Source organism: Mesorhizobium sp. B2-4-17 (genome assembly GCF_006441275.1).
Lineage (GTDB): Bacteria > Pseudomonadota > Alphaproteobacteria > Rhizobiales > Rhizobiaceae > Mesorhizobium.
Genome location: NZ_VFUX01000002.1, coordinates 110,652 through 125,990, shown reverse-complemented (window position 1 = coordinate 125,990; position 15,339 = coordinate 110,652). Strand labels below are relative to the sequence as shown.

18 protein-coding genes and 1 pseudogene are annotated in these 15,339 nt (G+C 62.1%); 8 read left to right on the top strand and 11 right to left on the bottom strand.

Features of this window, described 5'->3' with window-relative positions; genetic code table 11:
* Positions 1-30: 30 nt before the first annotated feature.
* Entirely contained in the window at positions 31-1,290 is a 1,260-nt protein-coding gene (sbmA, locus tag FJ548_RS02285; RefSeq protein WP_140611012.1) for a peptide antibiotic transporter SbmA, read from the bottom strand.
* Positions 1,291-1,513: 223 nt separating this feature from the next.
* Here sbmA and FJ548_RS02280 point away from each other — a divergent pair, with 223 nt between their 5' ends.
* The 4 genes and pseudogenes from FJ548_RS02280 to FJ548_RS02265 all read left to right on the top strand — a co-directional run bounded on the left by FJ548_RS02280 (position 1,514) and on the right by FJ548_RS02265 (position 2,748).
* Positions 1,514-1,699: a hypothetical protein gene (locus FJ548_RS02280; protein WP_140611010.1), complete on the top strand. Its 186-nt coding sequence runs from the start codon at positions 1,514-1,516 to the stop codon at positions 1,697-1,699.
* A 3-nt stretch (positions 1,700-1,702) separates the two neighbouring features.
* Complete coding sequence (locus tag FJ548_RS02275; RefSeq protein WP_140611008.1) at positions 1,703-1,933, top strand: RNA-binding protein; 231 nt, start codon at positions 1,703-1,705, stop codon at positions 1,931-1,933.
* A gap of 63 nt (positions 1,934-1,996) precedes the next feature.
* A pseudogene (locus tag FJ548_RS02270) lies at positions 1,997-2,380 on the top strand (IS1 family transposase); the annotation flags it as partial.
* Positions 2,377-2,748, top strand: coding sequence for an Imm8 family immunity protein (locus FJ548_RS02265; protein WP_140760722.1), 372 nt, complete (start codon positions 2,377-2,379; stop codon positions 2,746-2,748). The pseudogene FJ548_RS02270 and the gene FJ548_RS02265, both read left to right, overlap by 4 nt.
* Here the strand turns inward: FJ548_RS02265 and FJ548_RS02260 are convergent.
* Both FJ548_RS02260 and FJ548_RS02255 read right to left on the bottom strand, forming a co-directional pair.
* Positions 2,740-3,912, bottom strand: coding sequence for a YbfB/YjiJ family MFS transporter (locus FJ548_RS02260; RefSeq protein WP_140776613.1), 1,173 nt, complete (start codon positions 3,910-3,912; stop codon positions 2,740-2,742). The genes FJ548_RS02265 and FJ548_RS02260 overlap by 9 nt on opposite strands.
* Before the next feature lie 118 nt (positions 3,913-4,030).
* A complete protein-coding gene (locus tag FJ548_RS02255) occupies positions 4,031-4,255 on the bottom strand; it encodes a propionyl-CoA synthetase (protein WP_140776611.1) in 225 nt (74 codons plus the stop codon).
* Between the two features lie 96 nt (positions 4,256-4,351).
* On the opposite strand from FJ548_RS02255, the gene FJ548_RS02250 reads away from it, so the two are divergent.
* Genes FJ548_RS02250 through FJ548_RS02240 form a run of 3 tightly spaced genes read left to right on the top strand, consistent with a single transcriptional unit; the run spans position 4,352 to position 6,969 of the window.
* Positions 4,352-5,344 carry a LysR substrate-binding domain-containing protein gene (locus tag FJ548_RS02250; protein WP_140776609.1) on the top strand — a complete coding sequence of 331 codons (993 nt, stop codon included), beginning with the start codon at positions 4,352-4,354 and terminating at the stop codon, positions 5,342-5,344.
* Positions 5,341-6,597 carry an aminopeptidase gene (locus FJ548_RS02245; RefSeq protein ID WP_140776607.1) on the top strand — a complete coding sequence of 419 codons (1,257 nt, stop codon included), beginning with the start codon at positions 5,341-5,343 and terminating at the stop codon, positions 6,595-6,597. Before FJ548_RS02250 ends, FJ548_RS02245 begins: the two co-directional genes overlap by 4 nt.
* An 18-nt stretch (positions 6,598-6,615) precedes the next feature.
* The gene (locus FJ548_RS02240; protein ID WP_140776605.1) at positions 6,616-6,969 is read left to right on the top strand and encodes a DUF488 domain-containing protein; all 354 of its coding nucleotides are present in this window, start codon (positions 6,616-6,618) and stop codon (positions 6,967-6,969) included.
* A 204-nt stretch (positions 6,970-7,173) separates the two neighbouring features.
* Here FJ548_RS02240 and FJ548_RS02230 read toward each other — a convergent pair whose 3' ends face one another.
* From FJ548_RS02230 to FJ548_RS02195, 8 genes are all read right to left on the bottom strand, one after another.
* Entirely contained in the window at positions 7,174-7,527 is a 354-nt protein-coding gene (locus tag FJ548_RS02230) for an ArsC family reductase (protein ID WP_140776825.1), read from the bottom strand.
* Between the two features lie 193 nt (positions 7,528-7,720).
* Positions 7,721-8,074, bottom strand: coding sequence for a nuclear transport factor 2 family protein (locus FJ548_RS02225; RefSeq protein WP_140776601.1), 354 nt, complete (start codon positions 8,072-8,074; stop codon positions 7,721-7,723).
* Between the two features lie 147 nt (positions 8,075-8,221).
* Complete coding sequence (locus FJ548_RS02220; protein ID WP_140697064.1) at positions 8,222-8,824, bottom strand: 2'-5' RNA ligase family protein; 603 nt, start codon at positions 8,822-8,824, stop codon at positions 8,222-8,224.
* Positions 8,825-9,017: 193 nt separating this feature from the next.
* Entirely contained in the window at positions 9,018-10,103 is a 1,086-nt protein-coding gene (locus tag FJ548_RS02215; protein WP_140776599.1) for an ABC transporter ATP-binding protein, read from the bottom strand.
* Positions 10,093-10,701, bottom strand: coding sequence for a cupin domain-containing protein (locus FJ548_RS02210; protein WP_140697070.1), 609 nt, complete (start codon positions 10,699-10,701; stop codon positions 10,093-10,095). Before FJ548_RS02210 ends, FJ548_RS02215 begins: the two co-directional genes overlap by 11 nt.
* A 229-nt stretch (positions 10,702-10,930) precedes the next feature.
* The gene (locus tag FJ548_RS02205; RefSeq protein ID WP_140697073.1) at positions 10,931-12,001 is read right to left on the bottom strand and encodes an ABC transporter substrate-binding protein; all 1,071 of its coding nucleotides are present in this window, start codon (positions 11,999-12,001) and stop codon (positions 10,931-10,933) included.
* Positions 12,002-12,042: 41 nt separating this feature from the next.
* Positions 12,043-12,873: an ABC transporter permease gene (locus tag FJ548_RS02200; RefSeq protein ID WP_140697076.1), complete on the bottom strand. Its 831-nt coding sequence runs from the start codon at positions 12,871-12,873 to the stop codon at positions 12,043-12,045.
* A complete protein-coding gene (locus FJ548_RS02195; RefSeq protein WP_140697079.1) occupies positions 12,870-13,754 on the bottom strand; it encodes an ABC transporter permease in 885 nt (294 codons plus the stop codon). The genes FJ548_RS02200 and FJ548_RS02195 overlap by 4 nt, the downstream gene beginning before the upstream one ends.
* A 339-nt stretch (positions 13,755-14,093) precedes the next feature.
* Here FJ548_RS02195 and FJ548_RS02190 point away from each other — a divergent pair, with 339 nt between their 5' ends.
* On the top strand, positions 14,094-15,251 hold the full coding sequence (locus FJ548_RS02190; RefSeq protein WP_140697082.1) for a fumarylacetoacetate hydrolase family protein: 1,158 nt from the start codon (positions 14,094-14,096) through the stop codon (positions 15,249-15,251).
* The last annotated feature ends 88 nt before the right edge of the window (positions 15,252-15,339 follow it).

The window sequence follows — 15,339 nt, the reverse complement described above, 5'->3', positions numbered from 1 at the left end:
CCAACGCTTCGCATCAATATCCAAGCTTTTTCAAGCCGGGTCCTCGGCGCCCTGTCTTGCGAGATAGCGCTGGTCGATGTCTGGCAGCGGCGCGCCTTCCAGCGTCGCCTCGAAGGCGCGCAGGCGCTTGTGGACCGACTGCAGCTCGACGATGGTCGACCAGGAGGTGAGCAGGAACTGCAGCGAGCCCGTCACCTTGCCGAACGCATTCGAGATCTGGTTCAGCGCGCCGAACGTTATCTTGTGCGCGACCAGCGACGGACCCAGGATCAGCAGAGAGAAAATGTTGTCGGCCTGCAAGTAGGTGTACCGGACGACGTTGAAATAGATGTAATGGAAATAGAGCCTGAAATAGTTGTGTCGGACATTGGCGAACAGCTCGGCCGTGGTGGCGGGTTGCGCACGATCGGCGTGATCCTCGCCGTAAACAAGCTCCTTGCGGTAAGCAGCCTCGACACGCTGGTTGCGGAACTGCAGCCCCGGAAGCTTCAGGCCGGCAATCATCACCGAGATCGTTCCGAACAGACACCAGGCAAGGGCCGCGACGACCAGCGGCTGCGGGATCGCGCCGACGATCGGCAATTCGCTGATGTGGGCCTGCAACTGGATCATAACCGGCAGGAAGGCGATCAAGGTCATGATCGACTGGACGAAGCTGGAACCGAGATCTTCCATGATCTGCGAGAACCGCATCGTGTCTTCCTGGATGCGCTGCGAGGCGCCCTCGATATGGCGCAGTCTGGTCCAGTTCTCGATGAAATAGTTGTTCATCGCCGTGCGCCAGCGGAAGATCCAGTGGCTGACGATGAAGGCATTGACGACCTGCACGTTCATGCCCACCAGCGCAAGCCACGAAAAGTCGGCCAGTCCGGTGTAGAACTCGCCATTGGTCGACTTTCCCGTCCCCGACATCAGCCCTTGCACATAGTCGAAGAAAGGGCCGTACCAGGCGTTGACGGCGACGCTGACCTGCACATTGAAATAGATGAAGAACAGGATGACCGCGGTCATCAGGATCGACCAATTCTGCCATGGATGCGGCGAGTACCAGGTCCAGAACGCGTAGAAGATGGCCACGCATGCCACGAAATAAATATAGAACCAGAGGAACGGCTTCGACACCAGAACGGCGATGCCGATGATTGGTGGTGTCCCCGCAGCGGCTGGCGGCAGGCCAAACACAGCTCCCAGTTGCTCACCACCAAAAAACCAGAACAGGATCGCCGCAAGGCTCCAGACGGCAGCCGAAGAAAAGAAGAGCTTCGGCTGCGGGAAGAAGGATACGAACACTGGGGCGAATTCCTCGATCGATGCGCAAATCAGCTGATGACGGCGGGCATAAAGTCACACATTAGGGGGAAAGAAAATGCCTGCCCGATACCCGGCACAGAGCAAGACCACAAATCATGGCGATTTTGGGTAGTGTCTCAGTTTGAAATCCCGCGATACCGCTTTTAGGTTTGGCATTAAAGCGGTAAGCCCCATATGCTTAGCGGAAAGCATGGGAGCTTCAGTGGCCTACACTGTCATCTGGTATGGAAGACGGGGCGTCATCGACAAGGTGACCTTTGACGCTGAGAAGACGGCCAAAGATCATGCAATCGCCATGTTCCAGACCCGAAGGGGTGACGATGGCGTCGTATGCGTTGAAGTTCGCAAGGACAACGGCGCTGTCGTCTTTAGCCACGCGGAGAACTAGAGAATGCCAACCGGACCTAAAGGCCAGAAGCGGCCCGCCGACGTGATCGGCAACGCCGTCCGCGTCATGCGCATTGCAACAGGCGAGGAAGCCGACGAAATCGTTGAAGACGGCAAAGACCCTGCCGCCAAGGCGCTCGGCGCGAGGGGCGGAAAGAAGCGCGCTGAGAACATGACGCCAGAGCGGCGCGCAGAGATCGCCAAGAAGGCGGCTGCGAAGCGTTGGTCTAAGTAGGGTTTTTGTTGTCCTTGCCGCCAGTCAACGGTAGCTGAATTGTATGGCGAGCCGGAAGGCAAGGCGGTGCCACAGGAACGCCGCTACAGCCCCGCCGTATGCACTGGCGCGAAGAAGACCCGCATCGAAGGCCAGCCCGACCTGGCGCACGTCAGCACGTCGCACGTCGAGCGCCAGAACCTCACCATGCGGATGCAGATGCGCCGCTTCACTCGCTTGACCAACGCGTTTTCGAAGAAGTTCGATAACCACGTCCATATGGTCGCGCTGTACACGTGGTACAACTTCATCCGCGTTCACAAGACGCTGAAAATGTCGCCGGCAATGGCCGCTGGCGTGTCGGCAACGTTGTGGTCGATGGACGATCTCTGCGGAATGATGGACGCCGTCGCGCCGAAACCGGGCAAGCGCGGACCGTACAAGAAACTCAAGGTGCCTGTCTCATGAAGGCCGAGTACAGAGGCTACCGTTTTACAAACTCCGCCATATTGGGGGAAGACCCGGCCACTTGGCTTCCAGACGATCCCGCTGACTTCTTGGTTGAAATAGACTTCTACGCTGGCGAAGCAGGCAAGGAAGGGTCAGACGCGTTCACGGCAACGGTTTGCTCGACAAATAGGTTTCTGCGGTCCCAGACAGAAAAGGTCTTTTCAGGCGGCGGCGTAATCTTCATGCCTAGGTTCGATCATGTAGAGCTGGAGAGTTTCCTGAGCGAACGTTGTGCGGTTGAGGGCGAGACGTGGAACGATATCGCCTTCCAGCTTTCCCGCTTAGGCGAATGGGAGTTTGAGTACCTGCTTGGAAATTCAAACTGAGACACTACCCGATTTTGGCGCGGCCGACCAGGTGATGACGCCGGAAACGATCAGCATGGCCGCGGCGACGATCGAAGCGAGAAAGAAATCGCCTGACATCTGGGCCAGAAACCCGGCGGCGATGGGGCCGATGATCTGGCCAAGGCCGAACGACGCCGTCATCAAGGCAAAGATGCGCCGGGGCGCCCTTGGCGCCTGCTGCCGCGCTGCCTGCAGGCCGAGCGCGGTGATGGTAATGAAGGTGCCGCCGAGCAGCAGGCCGCCAAGCAGTGGCCCCGAATATCCGCCAAGCGCCACGCTGGCGGTGACGCCAATCACCTCGATGAAGCACGCCAGCGCATAGGCGCCATAGAGCCCGATCCGCGTGGCGATCTTCTGCCAGAGCCAGGTCGAGGGAAAGCCGGCGAGGCCGGCGACCATCCATACCATGGCCTCGAAAACGCGGCTGCCGCCACCTTGCCGGACGATGGCGACCAGGAATGTCGCGGTCACCACATAGCCAAACCCAAACAGGCCGTAGGCGACGATGACCTTCATCAGCGACCGGTCTTTCGGCAGTGCCGGCTCGCGGCTCGTTTCGCCATTGGCGAGCGGGCCCTCGTTTGCCAGGAGCGCGACGACCACGAAACCGCATGCCGAAATGGCCGCCGACCATAGCCAGCCGGCCGCCCAGCCGGCATGCCCAGTGACCAGCACCGCCATCATCGCCGCCGATATCGCGATACCAAGGCCGACGCCGCCAAAATGCCAGGCCTGCAGGTCGCCACGACTGGCGGCGGCAATATGGCTGAAAACGATGCTGGCCATGAACACCATGACAAAGGCGCTGGCGAGACCCGCCAGAAAACGGATGACGAGAAAGGCGACCATTGTGTCGGTCAGCCCCATCAACGCGGCAAGCACGGTGCTGGCGCCAAGACCTGTCAGCATCAGCAAACGCTCGCGCCCATGCGCCCAGCCGCCAGCCGCGGCAAGCGCGCCGACAAGGTAGCCGAGGTAATTGGCGGAAGCGATCCACCCGGCATTGGCCGGCGACAGATGCAGTTCTTCCATCATGCCGGGCAGGATCGGCGTGTAAACGAAACGGCCGATGCCCATGGCGACGGCCATGGCAATCATGCCGGCGAAGGCGAAGCGCAGCGCTGTGGAGTTGGCCGATTTCATTGCAGCGCACAATAAATGCAGCGACCGCCGAAACAATCCGCCTTTCATTGGGCCAGCGGGGCCTCAGCGCGCCATGCTGCGCTCGACTTTTGCTTGATCCCGAACGCGTGGCATCCGCTCAGCAGCGTCCACCGAAATCGACGTGAAATGAAGCGGTCTCATGCACGGTCCGCCGCGCCGTCACCCTGAACGGCACGTCAGCGAGTTCACGCTGCGACATGGCGTTCAGCACCGGATGCGACAGCGGATCGGTCACCCACCTCTGCGTATCGCCGTCGCAGAGTGGCTCATGCGACGCATTCGCGGCGAACATCACCTTCAGCGACGACAGCATCCTCAGCATTTCCGGCTCCGCGGGTCTGTCTCCCCTCAACAAGGTCTGTCGTTTCGGTCTCTCTTTCAATTGAGATTCCGGTCGGATCGGTTTAGAAAAACTCAAATGGCCATGCTCAACCGCGTCCATCTCAATGGCCTTCGCGCCGTCGAAACCGTCGCCCGTCTCGGATCGCTGGCGGCGGCCGCCGGCGAGCTCAACGTTTCCGGCAGTGCCGTCAGCCAGCAGATAAGCCGCACCGAAAAGCAACTCGGCCAGGCGCTGTTCGAGCGTACGGCGAGCGGTCTGGTCCTGACCGAATTCGGCGCCATGTTCGCCACCCGCCTCGGCGCGGCGTTTCGCGAGCTTGCCTACGCGGTGGCGATGGCGGACGAAGCGACCCAATGCACGCTGGTGGTTTCGGTGGCACCGGCCTTCGCCTCGAAATGGCTGCTGCCGCGGCTGTCGCGCCACTTCGCCCGGCATCCCGACGTGCTGCTGCGCATCGACGCCTCGGTGCGGCTCACCGATCTCGATCACTCGGACATCGACGTTGCCATCCGACTTGGCGACGGCAAATGGCCGGGCGGGCGAACGGAACTGCTTTTGGCGCAGGAGGTCTTCCCGGTCTGCGCGCCATCGATCGCTGCCAAATTGCAATCGATCGAAGATTTGGCGCTGACCTGCGCCATCACCGACGAACGGGCGATGATCAACTGGGAAAGCTGGTTCGCCGCCGCCGGCGTTCCGCCCGTCACCTTCCAGAAAGGCGCGCGCTTCACCGATCCGATGCTGTGTCTGGAATCGGCGATCGCCGGCCACGGCGTGATGCTGGGCTGGCAGTTGCTGACGGCCGATGCACTGGCCGACGGGCGGCTGGTGGCGCCGTTCGGGGTCCGCGCCCAGAGCGGGCTCGGCTATTGGCTGGTCACCTCGTCAGCCAAGACCGAAAGCCGCAAGGTCCGGGACTTCAAGGTCTGGATCAAGGAAGAGATCGAGGCGACGATGGCGCAGTTCGGATCGGCGACTGCAGGACCTGCTGGCACGAACGCGGTGGAAAGCGGCGTGGCACCGGTCTATGTTGAACGAGACATCCCACTACGACAGGCAGGATCATGACCACACACTCGCGCGGCGTTTCCGCAACGATCGATCCGGTAAAGCTCGACAGGCTGGCGGAAGTCGCCATCAAGGTAGGCCTGCAATTGCAGCCCGGACAGGATCTGGTGCTGACCTCGTCGATCGCGGCGCTGCCGCTGACCAGGCGCATCGTCGAGCATGCCTACAAGGCCGGCGCCGGATTGGTGACGCCGATCTTCAACGATGACGAGATAACGCTGGCGCGCTACCGCTTCGGCGCCGACGCCGGCTTCGACCGCGCCGCCGGCTGGCTGTATGAGGGCATGGCGGAGGCCTTCTCCAACAATGCGGCCCGGCTTGCCGTGCGCGGCGAGGATCCCTCGCTGTTGTCGGCGCAGGACCCGGCCAAGGTGGCGCGCGCCAACAAGGCCAATTCGGTGGCCTACCAGCCGGCGCTGGAAAAGATCACCGGCTTCGATATCAACTGGAACATTATCGCTTATCCCGATCTGGCCTGGGCCAGGCAAGTCTTCCCGGATGACGCCGACGACGTCGCCGTGGCGAAGCTTGCCGACGCCATCTTCGCCGCCTCGCGCGTCGATGTCGAGGATCCGATCGGCAACTGGAAGGCGCACAACGCAGCGCTGCGCGGCCGCACAGAATGGCTCAACGGCCACAACTTCCACGCCCTGCATTTCACCGGCCCGGGCACCGACCTGACGGTCGGGCTGGCGGACGGCCATGAATGGATAGGCGGCGCCTCGACGGCCAAGAACGGCATCACCTGCAACCCCAACATCCCGACCGAGGAAGTCTTCACCACGCCGCATGCAAGGTGCGTCGAAGGCCATGTTTCCTCCACGAAGCCGCTGTCCTACCAGGGCACGCTGATCGACGAGATCTCGGTGCGTTTCAAAGAAGGCAGGATCGTCGAGGCCAAGGCGTCGAAGGGCGAGGATGTCTTGAAGAAAGTGCTCGACACCGACGAAGGCGCACGCCGCCTCGGCGAAGTGGCACTGGTGCCGCATTCCTCCCCAATCTCGGCCAGCGGCCTGCTGTTCTTCAACACGCTGTTCGACGAGAACGCCGCCTGCCACATCGCGCTCGGTCAGTGCTATTCGAAATGCTTCGTCAATGGCGCCTCGCTCAGCCAGGACGAGATCGCGGCGCGCGGCGGCAACAAGAGCTTCATCCACATCGACTGGATGATCGGTTCGGACAAGATCGACATCGACGGCGTCAACAAGGATGGCAGCCGCGTGCCGGTGATGCGCAAAGGTGAGTGGGCCTGAGCGAGCCGCAGAGGGGTGATGGCCTTCGATATCAAGCTAAAGCGCGTCTATGAAACGCCGGAACCCGGCGATGGCCAACGCGTCCTGGTCGACCGCATCTGGCCGCGTGGTGTCAGCAAGCAGGACGCCGCGCTGACGCTATGGCTGAAGGACATCGCACCGAGCGACGAGTTGCGCACATGGTTCGGCCATGAGCCGGCGCGTTGGGAAGAGTTTCAGCGGCGGTATCGAGCCGAGCTGGATAGCAATGACGATGCGGTGACGGTGCTGCGCACTCTGCTTGATAAAGGCCGGGTGACGTTGCTCTACGGAGCGCATGACGAGGCGCACAACAATGCAGTGGCGCTGGCGGGGTACTTGCGCGGGGATTGAAGCGGTTTTTTTCGAAAGCTGGCGGGACAGCGCCCCCTCTGTCCTGCCGGACATCTCCCCCACAAGGGGGGAGATCGATGTCGCGACGGCTTTCGCCAATTTTCAACGTTGAAGACGAAGGTCGGACAGCGGAGCTGCCAATCTCCCTCCTTGTGGGGGAGATGTCCGGCAGGACAGAGGGGGGCGCGAAGGATCGCCGCCTATCTACTTTGCACCAACCGCCTGCTCATAGACATCCGGCTTGAACCCCACGAGAACACTGTCACCAATTTCCAGCACCGGGCGCTTGATCATCGTCGGTCTGGCCAGCATCAGCGCCTTGGCCTGCTTTTCGTCGAGCGATTGCTTGTCTGTCTCCGGCAGTTCGCGGAACGTGGTGCTGCCCTTGTTGAGGAGCTTTTCCCAGCCGACCTTGCCGACCCAGCCATTCAGCCTGCCCGCTTCGATCCCGTCGGCCCGATAATCATGGAAACGATAAGGCACGTCATGGCTCTCCAGCCAGACGCGCGCCTTCTTGATCGTGTCACAGTTGGTGATGCCATACATGGTGATCGTCAAAAGCGCGCTTCCCTGGCTGATTGTCGAATCCGTCCCGCACCCTAAAACCGCCCTTCCCGCTTTGCCAGCGCCCCGCATCCCATGTGAAGATGATTTGAACCTCGCATGAACGGCCAGGGCATTGCCCCGGCCGCCATGCTCGTTTTTCGCCTGCAGCGAAGAAAGCAGACTCCGGAAAGCCGGCGGCATTGCCTCAATAGTAGAAGCGCTCTTCGGTAATCTTGCCGTTCTTGACTGTGTACAGGCCAACCTCATCCATGGTGACGCGCTCGCCCGTAGCCTTGGGCGTTATGTCAAACGTGAAGCGCACCGCGAACTGGTCGCCGTTGACATACGGGCCTTCGACGGAGCCGCCGTGCACTTCGTTGTTCTCTTGCCACCACTGGCCCTTCTGTTTCACGGCTTCCTTGCCGTTGCAGACGGCCAGAGGGCCCTCCATGGCTTCATAGCTCACGATTTCGTCGGCATTGTACTTCTGAGCGGCACTTTCGTTGTCGCCCCGCCTGAGCAGTTCGGTGAAATCCTTGGCAATTTCCGCGACGGTCATTTGTCTTCCTCCTGTTCCGACGCACTCGAAGTAGGGAAGCGCTCGCCAGTCCGCCAGCTTTGCCCGCACGACAGCTGACAAGCTTTGTCAGGACGATAGACATAGCGGGGCTCTGTGACGACGGTTTGAGGGCGAGCGATCGGCGCATCACATCGCACTGAGCGGCCAACAGTCCGGGAAAACGTACTTCTTCAGTCCGCGCAAGCTGTGCACAAGAACGAACTCCCGGGCGACAAAGCTGATTGGGCCGATAGGCTGTTGCGGAATAAGTTTCTGGTCATAGGCCAGCGTCAAATGTGGAACGAAACCGTCTGAAGCTTTGAGTCCTTCGCGCGACATTTCAGCACCGAGCTTCCTGCTCAATTCGCAAACCGGTCCGTCATCGGCGAGAAGCACGAAAGGATGCTTGGCCGGGCGGCTCCTCGTCGCCGGGCGACCGGGAAAGCTCCTGAATTGGCGAAAGGTGACATCAAACTCAGACATCGCGATGCGTCGCCCCGATCGGGCCGCTGCGAAGATGATTTTCTCTGGCAGCCTTTTGTAATCACCGACATGTTGCAGGCTGACGTGAAACCGGTGATACAGCAGACGTGAGGCGGTTATCTCACATTGGCCGCACAGCTGGCTTTGACAATCCGCAAACCGCGAATAGTCCTTCTGCTGCAGAAACAAGCCGTAGAAGACGCGCTCCGGCCGCTTAGGCCGCCATGGCGGCTCTGGAATTCCGAAATCGAACTCGCCTTGGTACATACGCGTACGCTCGCCAAGGAACGCTCCCGTTTTGCTCCGGCGTTAGAACAAAACAGGTACATCTCTTTGAGTCAAGCGTGGATTGCTTCGAAGCCCACCCCGCATCCGATGCCCTTGACCTCGAGAAAGTCATGGACCCCAGTCGGCGTATTCGCGGCCGTTGCCCGACTGCCGTAGCCGCCGATGGAGCAGGTCAGCTGGGCAGCATAGGGCAGTTGGCGCCACGGCGCAGGCTGATATGCGCCACGTCGCCGACGCTGAACTGGAAACCCTCAGCCTGGCGCGGCGCATCGATGACAATAGGTGCGCCTTGGTCGAGTTCGGCATGCAGCCGCAGCGTGCGGCCATGAAAGACGACGCTGTTGACGCGCGCCGGCGCCGTGCCCGGCGCGGCCTCGGTCGTTGCCAGCAAGTCCTCCGGGCGCACGCCGATGGTCCGCACTTCGCCTTGCCCGGGTGACTTCCCAGTTTCAGAAGTTGCCTCCACCGCCAGGGCGCCGGCGGCGAAACGCAGGCGATCGCCCTCGCGGCCGACGAAATGCGACTGCAGGAGATTCATGGTGCCGATGAAGCTCGCCACGAACGTCGTGGCGGGCCGGTCGTACAGTACCGCCGGTGGCGCGATCTGTTCGATGCGGCCCTTGTTCATGACGACGATGCGGTCGGAGATCGACAGCGCTTCGGTCTGGTCATGGGTGACCATGACGAAGGTGGTGCCAAGCCGCGACTGCAGCCGCTTCAACTCGACCTGCATCTGTTCGCGCAGATGCGCGTCAAGCGCCGACAGCGGTTCGTCGAGCAAGAGCACGCGCGGTTCGCAGACGATGGCGCGGGCGAGCGCGACGCGCTGGCGTTGGCCGCCGGAGAGTTCGGAAACGCGGGCACGAAGCTTGTCGGCGAGGCCGACCATGTCGAGGGCTTCACCGACGCGTTTTGCCTGTTCGGCTCCGGACAATTTGCGCAGCGACAGACCGAAGCCGACATTTTCGGCGACGTTCATGTGCGGGAACAGCGCGTAGTCCTGGAACACGGTATTGACCGGCCGGTCGTAAGGTCGAAGCTCGGTGATGTCGCGGCCGTCGAGCAGCACCGCGCCGCTCGACGGGCTTTCGAAGCCCGCAATGACGCGCAGGCTGGTGGTCTTGCCGCAGCCCGATGGTCCGAGCAGGGTGATGAACTCGCCGCTGATGATGTCGAGATCGACGGCGTCGAGCCCGACGATACCGCCGGGAAAAATCTTCGATACCGCCTGCAGGCGGACGAGCGGATCAGGCGCCATCGCGAACCTCGGACGGTTTCGTGGTGTTGACCCAGAGGATCCGGCATTCCTCGCCGCCAGGATTGCGGAAAGCGTGCAACAGCGTGCTCTTGAAGGCAAAACTGTCGCCGGTCTTCAGCACGTATTTTGTCGAATCCACCACCAGTTCGACCTCGCCGGCCAATACGTAGCCAAACTCATGGCCTACATGCGCATAGGCTTCCGCGGTGCCGCCGCCGGCTTCCACCGTTACCAGCATGCCGGTCAGCGTCGCGCCCGGCGGCGACAGCAGCGCCTTGGCGATGCCCTCCGACTTCACCGGGATGGCGCGGCGGCAGTTGGCACGCACGCAGTAGAGATCGTTGGCGGCATCGTCGCCGTCGGCGATCAGCGCCGACGGCTCGATGTCCAGAGCCGCGGCGAGCGGCCAGATCACCTTGACGCGCAGCGAAGACATGCCGCGCTCGATCTGGCTGAGCGCGCCGATCGACACGCCCGCCCTGGCGGCAAGCTCCGCCAGCGAAAGGCGGCGCTCGAGCCGCAGGGCCCGCACCCGCCGACCGACGCGAACGTCGGCATCGTCCTTGGGTTTCTCGGCCTGTTCGTCCAGCATGTCCATGCATCGGTCCTCGTTTGCCGCATCCTTATCGAGCAACGCAGCATTGTCGTTCGCACGTTTGCGCTGCCCCTCACCCTTACCCTCTCCCCGTGAAAAAACGGGGAGAGGGGGTCGCCGACGTTGCGGCCAGTCCCCTTCTCCCCGTCTCTATTACGGGGAGAAGGGGCAGGCGGATGAGGGGCGGCGCAAGCTTCAGTAATCCAATCGCCTCCAACAAGGCTGGCCAGCGTCACCCGCCGGCCTTCACCTTCTCGAACATCTTGGCGACATCGTCATTCTGCTTCATCGGGCCGGTGAAGATCGTGCTCTTCAGCATTACTTCAGGGTCGGACGGCAGCTGGAGCTTTTCCAATTCGTCCTTCGGCACACCGGCGAAGGCAGTCGAGAGCGAGCTGCCATAGCCATAGGACTGGATCAGGAATTTGCCCGACTCGGCGTCCAGCCGGCTGTTGATGAAGTCATAGGCGAGATCGACGTTCTTGGCGTCCTTGAGCATGACGAAACCGCAGGCCCAGGTCAGCATCCCTTCCTTCGGCCTCATGAACTCGACCGGCACGCCCTGCTTCTTCAGCGAAGTGGCCGATGCGTTCCAGGTCATGGCGGCGACCAGCTGGCCACTGGCCAGCGCCTGCTCGACCGAAGTCATATCGGTGGTGTAGCTCGACAGCAGCGGGCGCTGTTCGCGCAGCTTCTCGGCGACCTTGTCCATTTGGTCCGCAGTCATGTCGAAGGGGTTCACGCCGGCAAGCAGTGCCGCGACGATGGGCGTGTCGTGGACGGCGTCGATGGTCGCCATGCGGCCGGCATACTGCTTGTCCCACAGAAGTTTCCAGCTCGCTTCGGGGTTCTTCACCAGATCGGTGCGGTAGAGGATCGAGGTGTTGCCCCAGTCCCACGGCACCATCCAGACCTTGCCGTCGCCCGCCTGCAAATCGGGCAGGTTCTTGAACACGGGGAAGACCGAATCCCAGTTCTTGATGCGCTTGGTGTCGATCGGCTGCAGCAGGCCTTCCTTGTTCCAGCGCGCCACCTTGTCGTAGCAGGGATGCGCTATGTCGGGGCGGAAGCCTGCCTTGACCTTGGTGAAGGCATCGTCATCGTCACCGAAGATGGAGGCCTCGAAGCCATCGGGATGCGCGGCGAGGAAGCTCTTGTTGAAATCGGGCAGCTCGTACCCTGACCAGGTGAAGTATTGCAGCTTCTCGGCGGCCAACGCCACGGTCGACGACAGTGCGAGCGCCAGTGCGGCAAGGCCGGCCCGGGCCTTGTGTCCGGCTATCGATTTCAGGTGGAATGCCATTTTCGTTCTCCTCTTCTTTGTTGTGGTTGGCGTTGTTGTGATCAGGCTGAATTGGCGGATATCCGGCGCACCGCGCCAAGCCCGCGATGGCGCAGGATCTCGGCTGTGCCGGCGATGATGAAGGACACGGCCAGGATCATCGTCCCCAGCGCCATGACGGTGGGCAGCGAGCGGGGAAAGCGCAGTTGGCTCCAGATGTAGAGCGGCAGGGTCGGCTCGGTGCCGGCAAGGAAGAAGACGACGATGAATTCGTCGAAGGAGATCAGGAAGGCGAGCATGAAGGCCGACAGCACGGCGGGCAGGCTGAGCGGCAGCATGACGCGCCGGAACGTCGTCCAGTCGGAGGCGCCAAGGTCGAGCGCCGCCTCGCGAACCGTCCTGGGGATGGCGGCGAAGCGGCTGCGCATGACGACCACGGTGGTTGGCAGCGCCACCAGTATATGGCCGAGCACGATGGCGACACGCGACGGTCCAACGCCAACGAGGTTGATCAGGATCAACAGCGATATGCCGACGATGACGCCTGGAATGAGGATCGGCAGCCGTGCGATGGCGCTGATGGTGGCGGCCAATGGCGAGCGGCCGTAGAGGTCCATATAGGACACGGTAATGCCGCACAGCGTGGCGCCGGAGGCCGCGATGGCGCCGATGACGAGACTGTTCAGGAGCGCGCCCGACAGAGCGGAATTGCCATAGAGGGTCGCGTACCACTGCAGCGTGAAGCCCTGCAGCGGAAACGCCGCCTGGATGGAATCATTGAAGGAAAACAGCGGAATCAGCAGAACCGGGAGATAGAGAAACACGAGGTAGGCGAGCACATAGAGGCCTAGCCAGCGGCCATTTCGTTGCGTGCCGAGGCGTTCCACTCTCATGTGCGGCTGCCAAACCTGCGGTCGGCGCCGCGTGCGACCAGCACCACGACCAGGATGACCAGCATGACGCAGACCGAAAGGGCCGCGCCGAACGGCCAGTCGTTGGCCTTGCCGAACTGCGACTGGATCAGTGTGCCGATCATGGTGCTGGCCGGTCCGCCGACCATCGCCGGGGTGACATAGTCGCCGACCGTCGGCACGAAGACGACCAGGGCCGCGGCCAGGACGCCCGGCATCGAGTTCGGCAGCACGACCCGGCGAAAGGACGTGAACGGCCGCGCGCCAAGGTCTGAAGCGGCCTCGATCAGCGATTTCGGAATGGTCTCCAGCGCCACATAGATCGGCAGGATGGCGAACGGCGCATAAGCGTGGGCCAGCGTGACGACCACAGCCGCTGGCGTATTGAGAAACGCCAAGGTCGGCTGTGACCAGATACCGCTTTCGATCAGCGCCGAGTTCAGGACGCCGTTATAGGCGAGCACGATCTTCCAGGCGAAGACGCGCAGCAGGTAGCTGGTCCAGAACGGCAGTGTCACCAGGAACAGGAGCAGGCCACGCCGCCGCCCGGCGTAGAACGCAAGGTAGTAGGCGACGGGATAGGCGGTGACGACCGTGGCCAGGGTCACCAGCCCGGCGATGACCAACGAGCGCAGCGTCACCGTCCAGTAGAGCGGATCCGAAACCACCGTGGCGAAATTCGCCAGGCCGAAGCCGCTGCCCAGCAGCGAACCGTCATTGCCGCGGAAGGCAAGGAAAAGCACGAGGCCAAGCGCAAACAGGATCAGCAGGAAAGTGACCAGCGCGCCCGGCAGCAGCATGGCGAACCGGAAGCCCGACGAAGACCGGGCCTCGGACACCTGTGCCGCAACTAGGGTCGACATCGACCGGCTCACCCAAATCTTGAAATTACCGAAGAGTTTTTCATATTCGTGAAACTGTCAAGCGAAATCCCGCGGGTGGGTTGTGACTGGCATCTGCTGAAACCGTTTCGACAAGGTTTGAACGGGCCACATGAAACACCCGGAGGTTTCACACTCTTGAAATGAACCAGTCGGGTTTTGATAATGACCGCCGCAGACCCGCTTGTCGGAAAGCCGGAATTTCATGGACGAGACGGCGGTCTGAATCGCCGTCGAATGGGATAGACCTTTGGGCGGAATCCGGGGAAAGTGCCGCGCCGACCCGGCAAGCCCGCATTCGATGATCAGAGGACCGCACGCATGACGAACCCGACGCATCTGCCGACCGAGGGCCTTTTTGTCGGCCGCGCCAGGAGCAGCGATGCCTTGTATCCCCTGGTGATCACGGTGCGTGACGGCATCGTCTTCGACATCACGTCGAGCGCGGCGCCGACCGTGCGCGACGTCTGCGAGATGGCCGATCCGGCAAGGCATGTGCGCTCGGCCGAGGGCAAGCCGATCGGCTCCCTCGACGACATCGCGGCCAACAGTTTCGAGGCCACGCGTGATCCGGCAAAGCCATACCTCCTGTCCCCGGTCGACCTGCAGGCCATCAAGGCATCGGGCGTGACTTTTGTCGTCAGCCTGCTCGAACGGGTGATCGAGGAGCAGGCGCGCGGCTCGGCGGAAAAGGCCGACGCCATCCGCGCCGACATTGCCGGGCTGATCGGCCATGACCTTTCGAAGCTCAAGCCCGGTTCGCCCGAAGCGATGGAGATCAAGGCCAAGCTGATTTCGCGCGGCGCCTGGTCGCAATATCTGGAAGTGGGCATCGGCCCGGATGCGGAAATCTTCACCAAGTGCCAGCCGATGGCTTCGGTCGGCTTCGGCGCCGATGTGGGCCTTCACCCGGTGTCGACCTGGAACAATCCGGAGCCGGAGATCGCCATGATCGCCGCCAGCAGCGGCAGGATCGTCGGCGCCACCATCGGCAACGATGTCAATCTGCGTGACGTCGAGGGGCGTTCGGCGCTGCTGCTCGGCAAGGCCAAGGACAACAATGCGTCGGCTTCCCTCGGTCCTTTCATCCGCCTGTTCGACGACGCATTCTCGATCGACGACGTGAAGCGCGCCGTCGTGCGCCTGAAGGTCGAGGGCGAGGATGGGTTCTCGCTGGAGGGCGCAAGCTCGATGGCCGAGATCAGCCGCTCGCCCGAAGAACTGGTCGCCGCTGCCATGGGTCCGCATCACCAATATCCGGATGGGCTGGCGCTTTATCTCGGCACCATGTTCGTGCCCTCGAAGGATCGCGGCGAAAAGGGCAAGGGCTTTACCCACAAGGTCGGCGACATCGTCACCATCTCGTCGGAAAAATTCGGCGCGCTGGTCAACCGGGTGCGGCTGTCGCCCGATTGCCCGCACTGGACCTACGGCGCCAGCCATCTGATGCGCGACCTCGCCAAGGCCGGTCTCATCTAGCTGTGGCGCAACCGGCCTGCCGGACGGTCAGGACGGTTGCTCGGCTGAGCCTCGACGCCAATCATCCCGCTGCCCGGAAAAATCACCC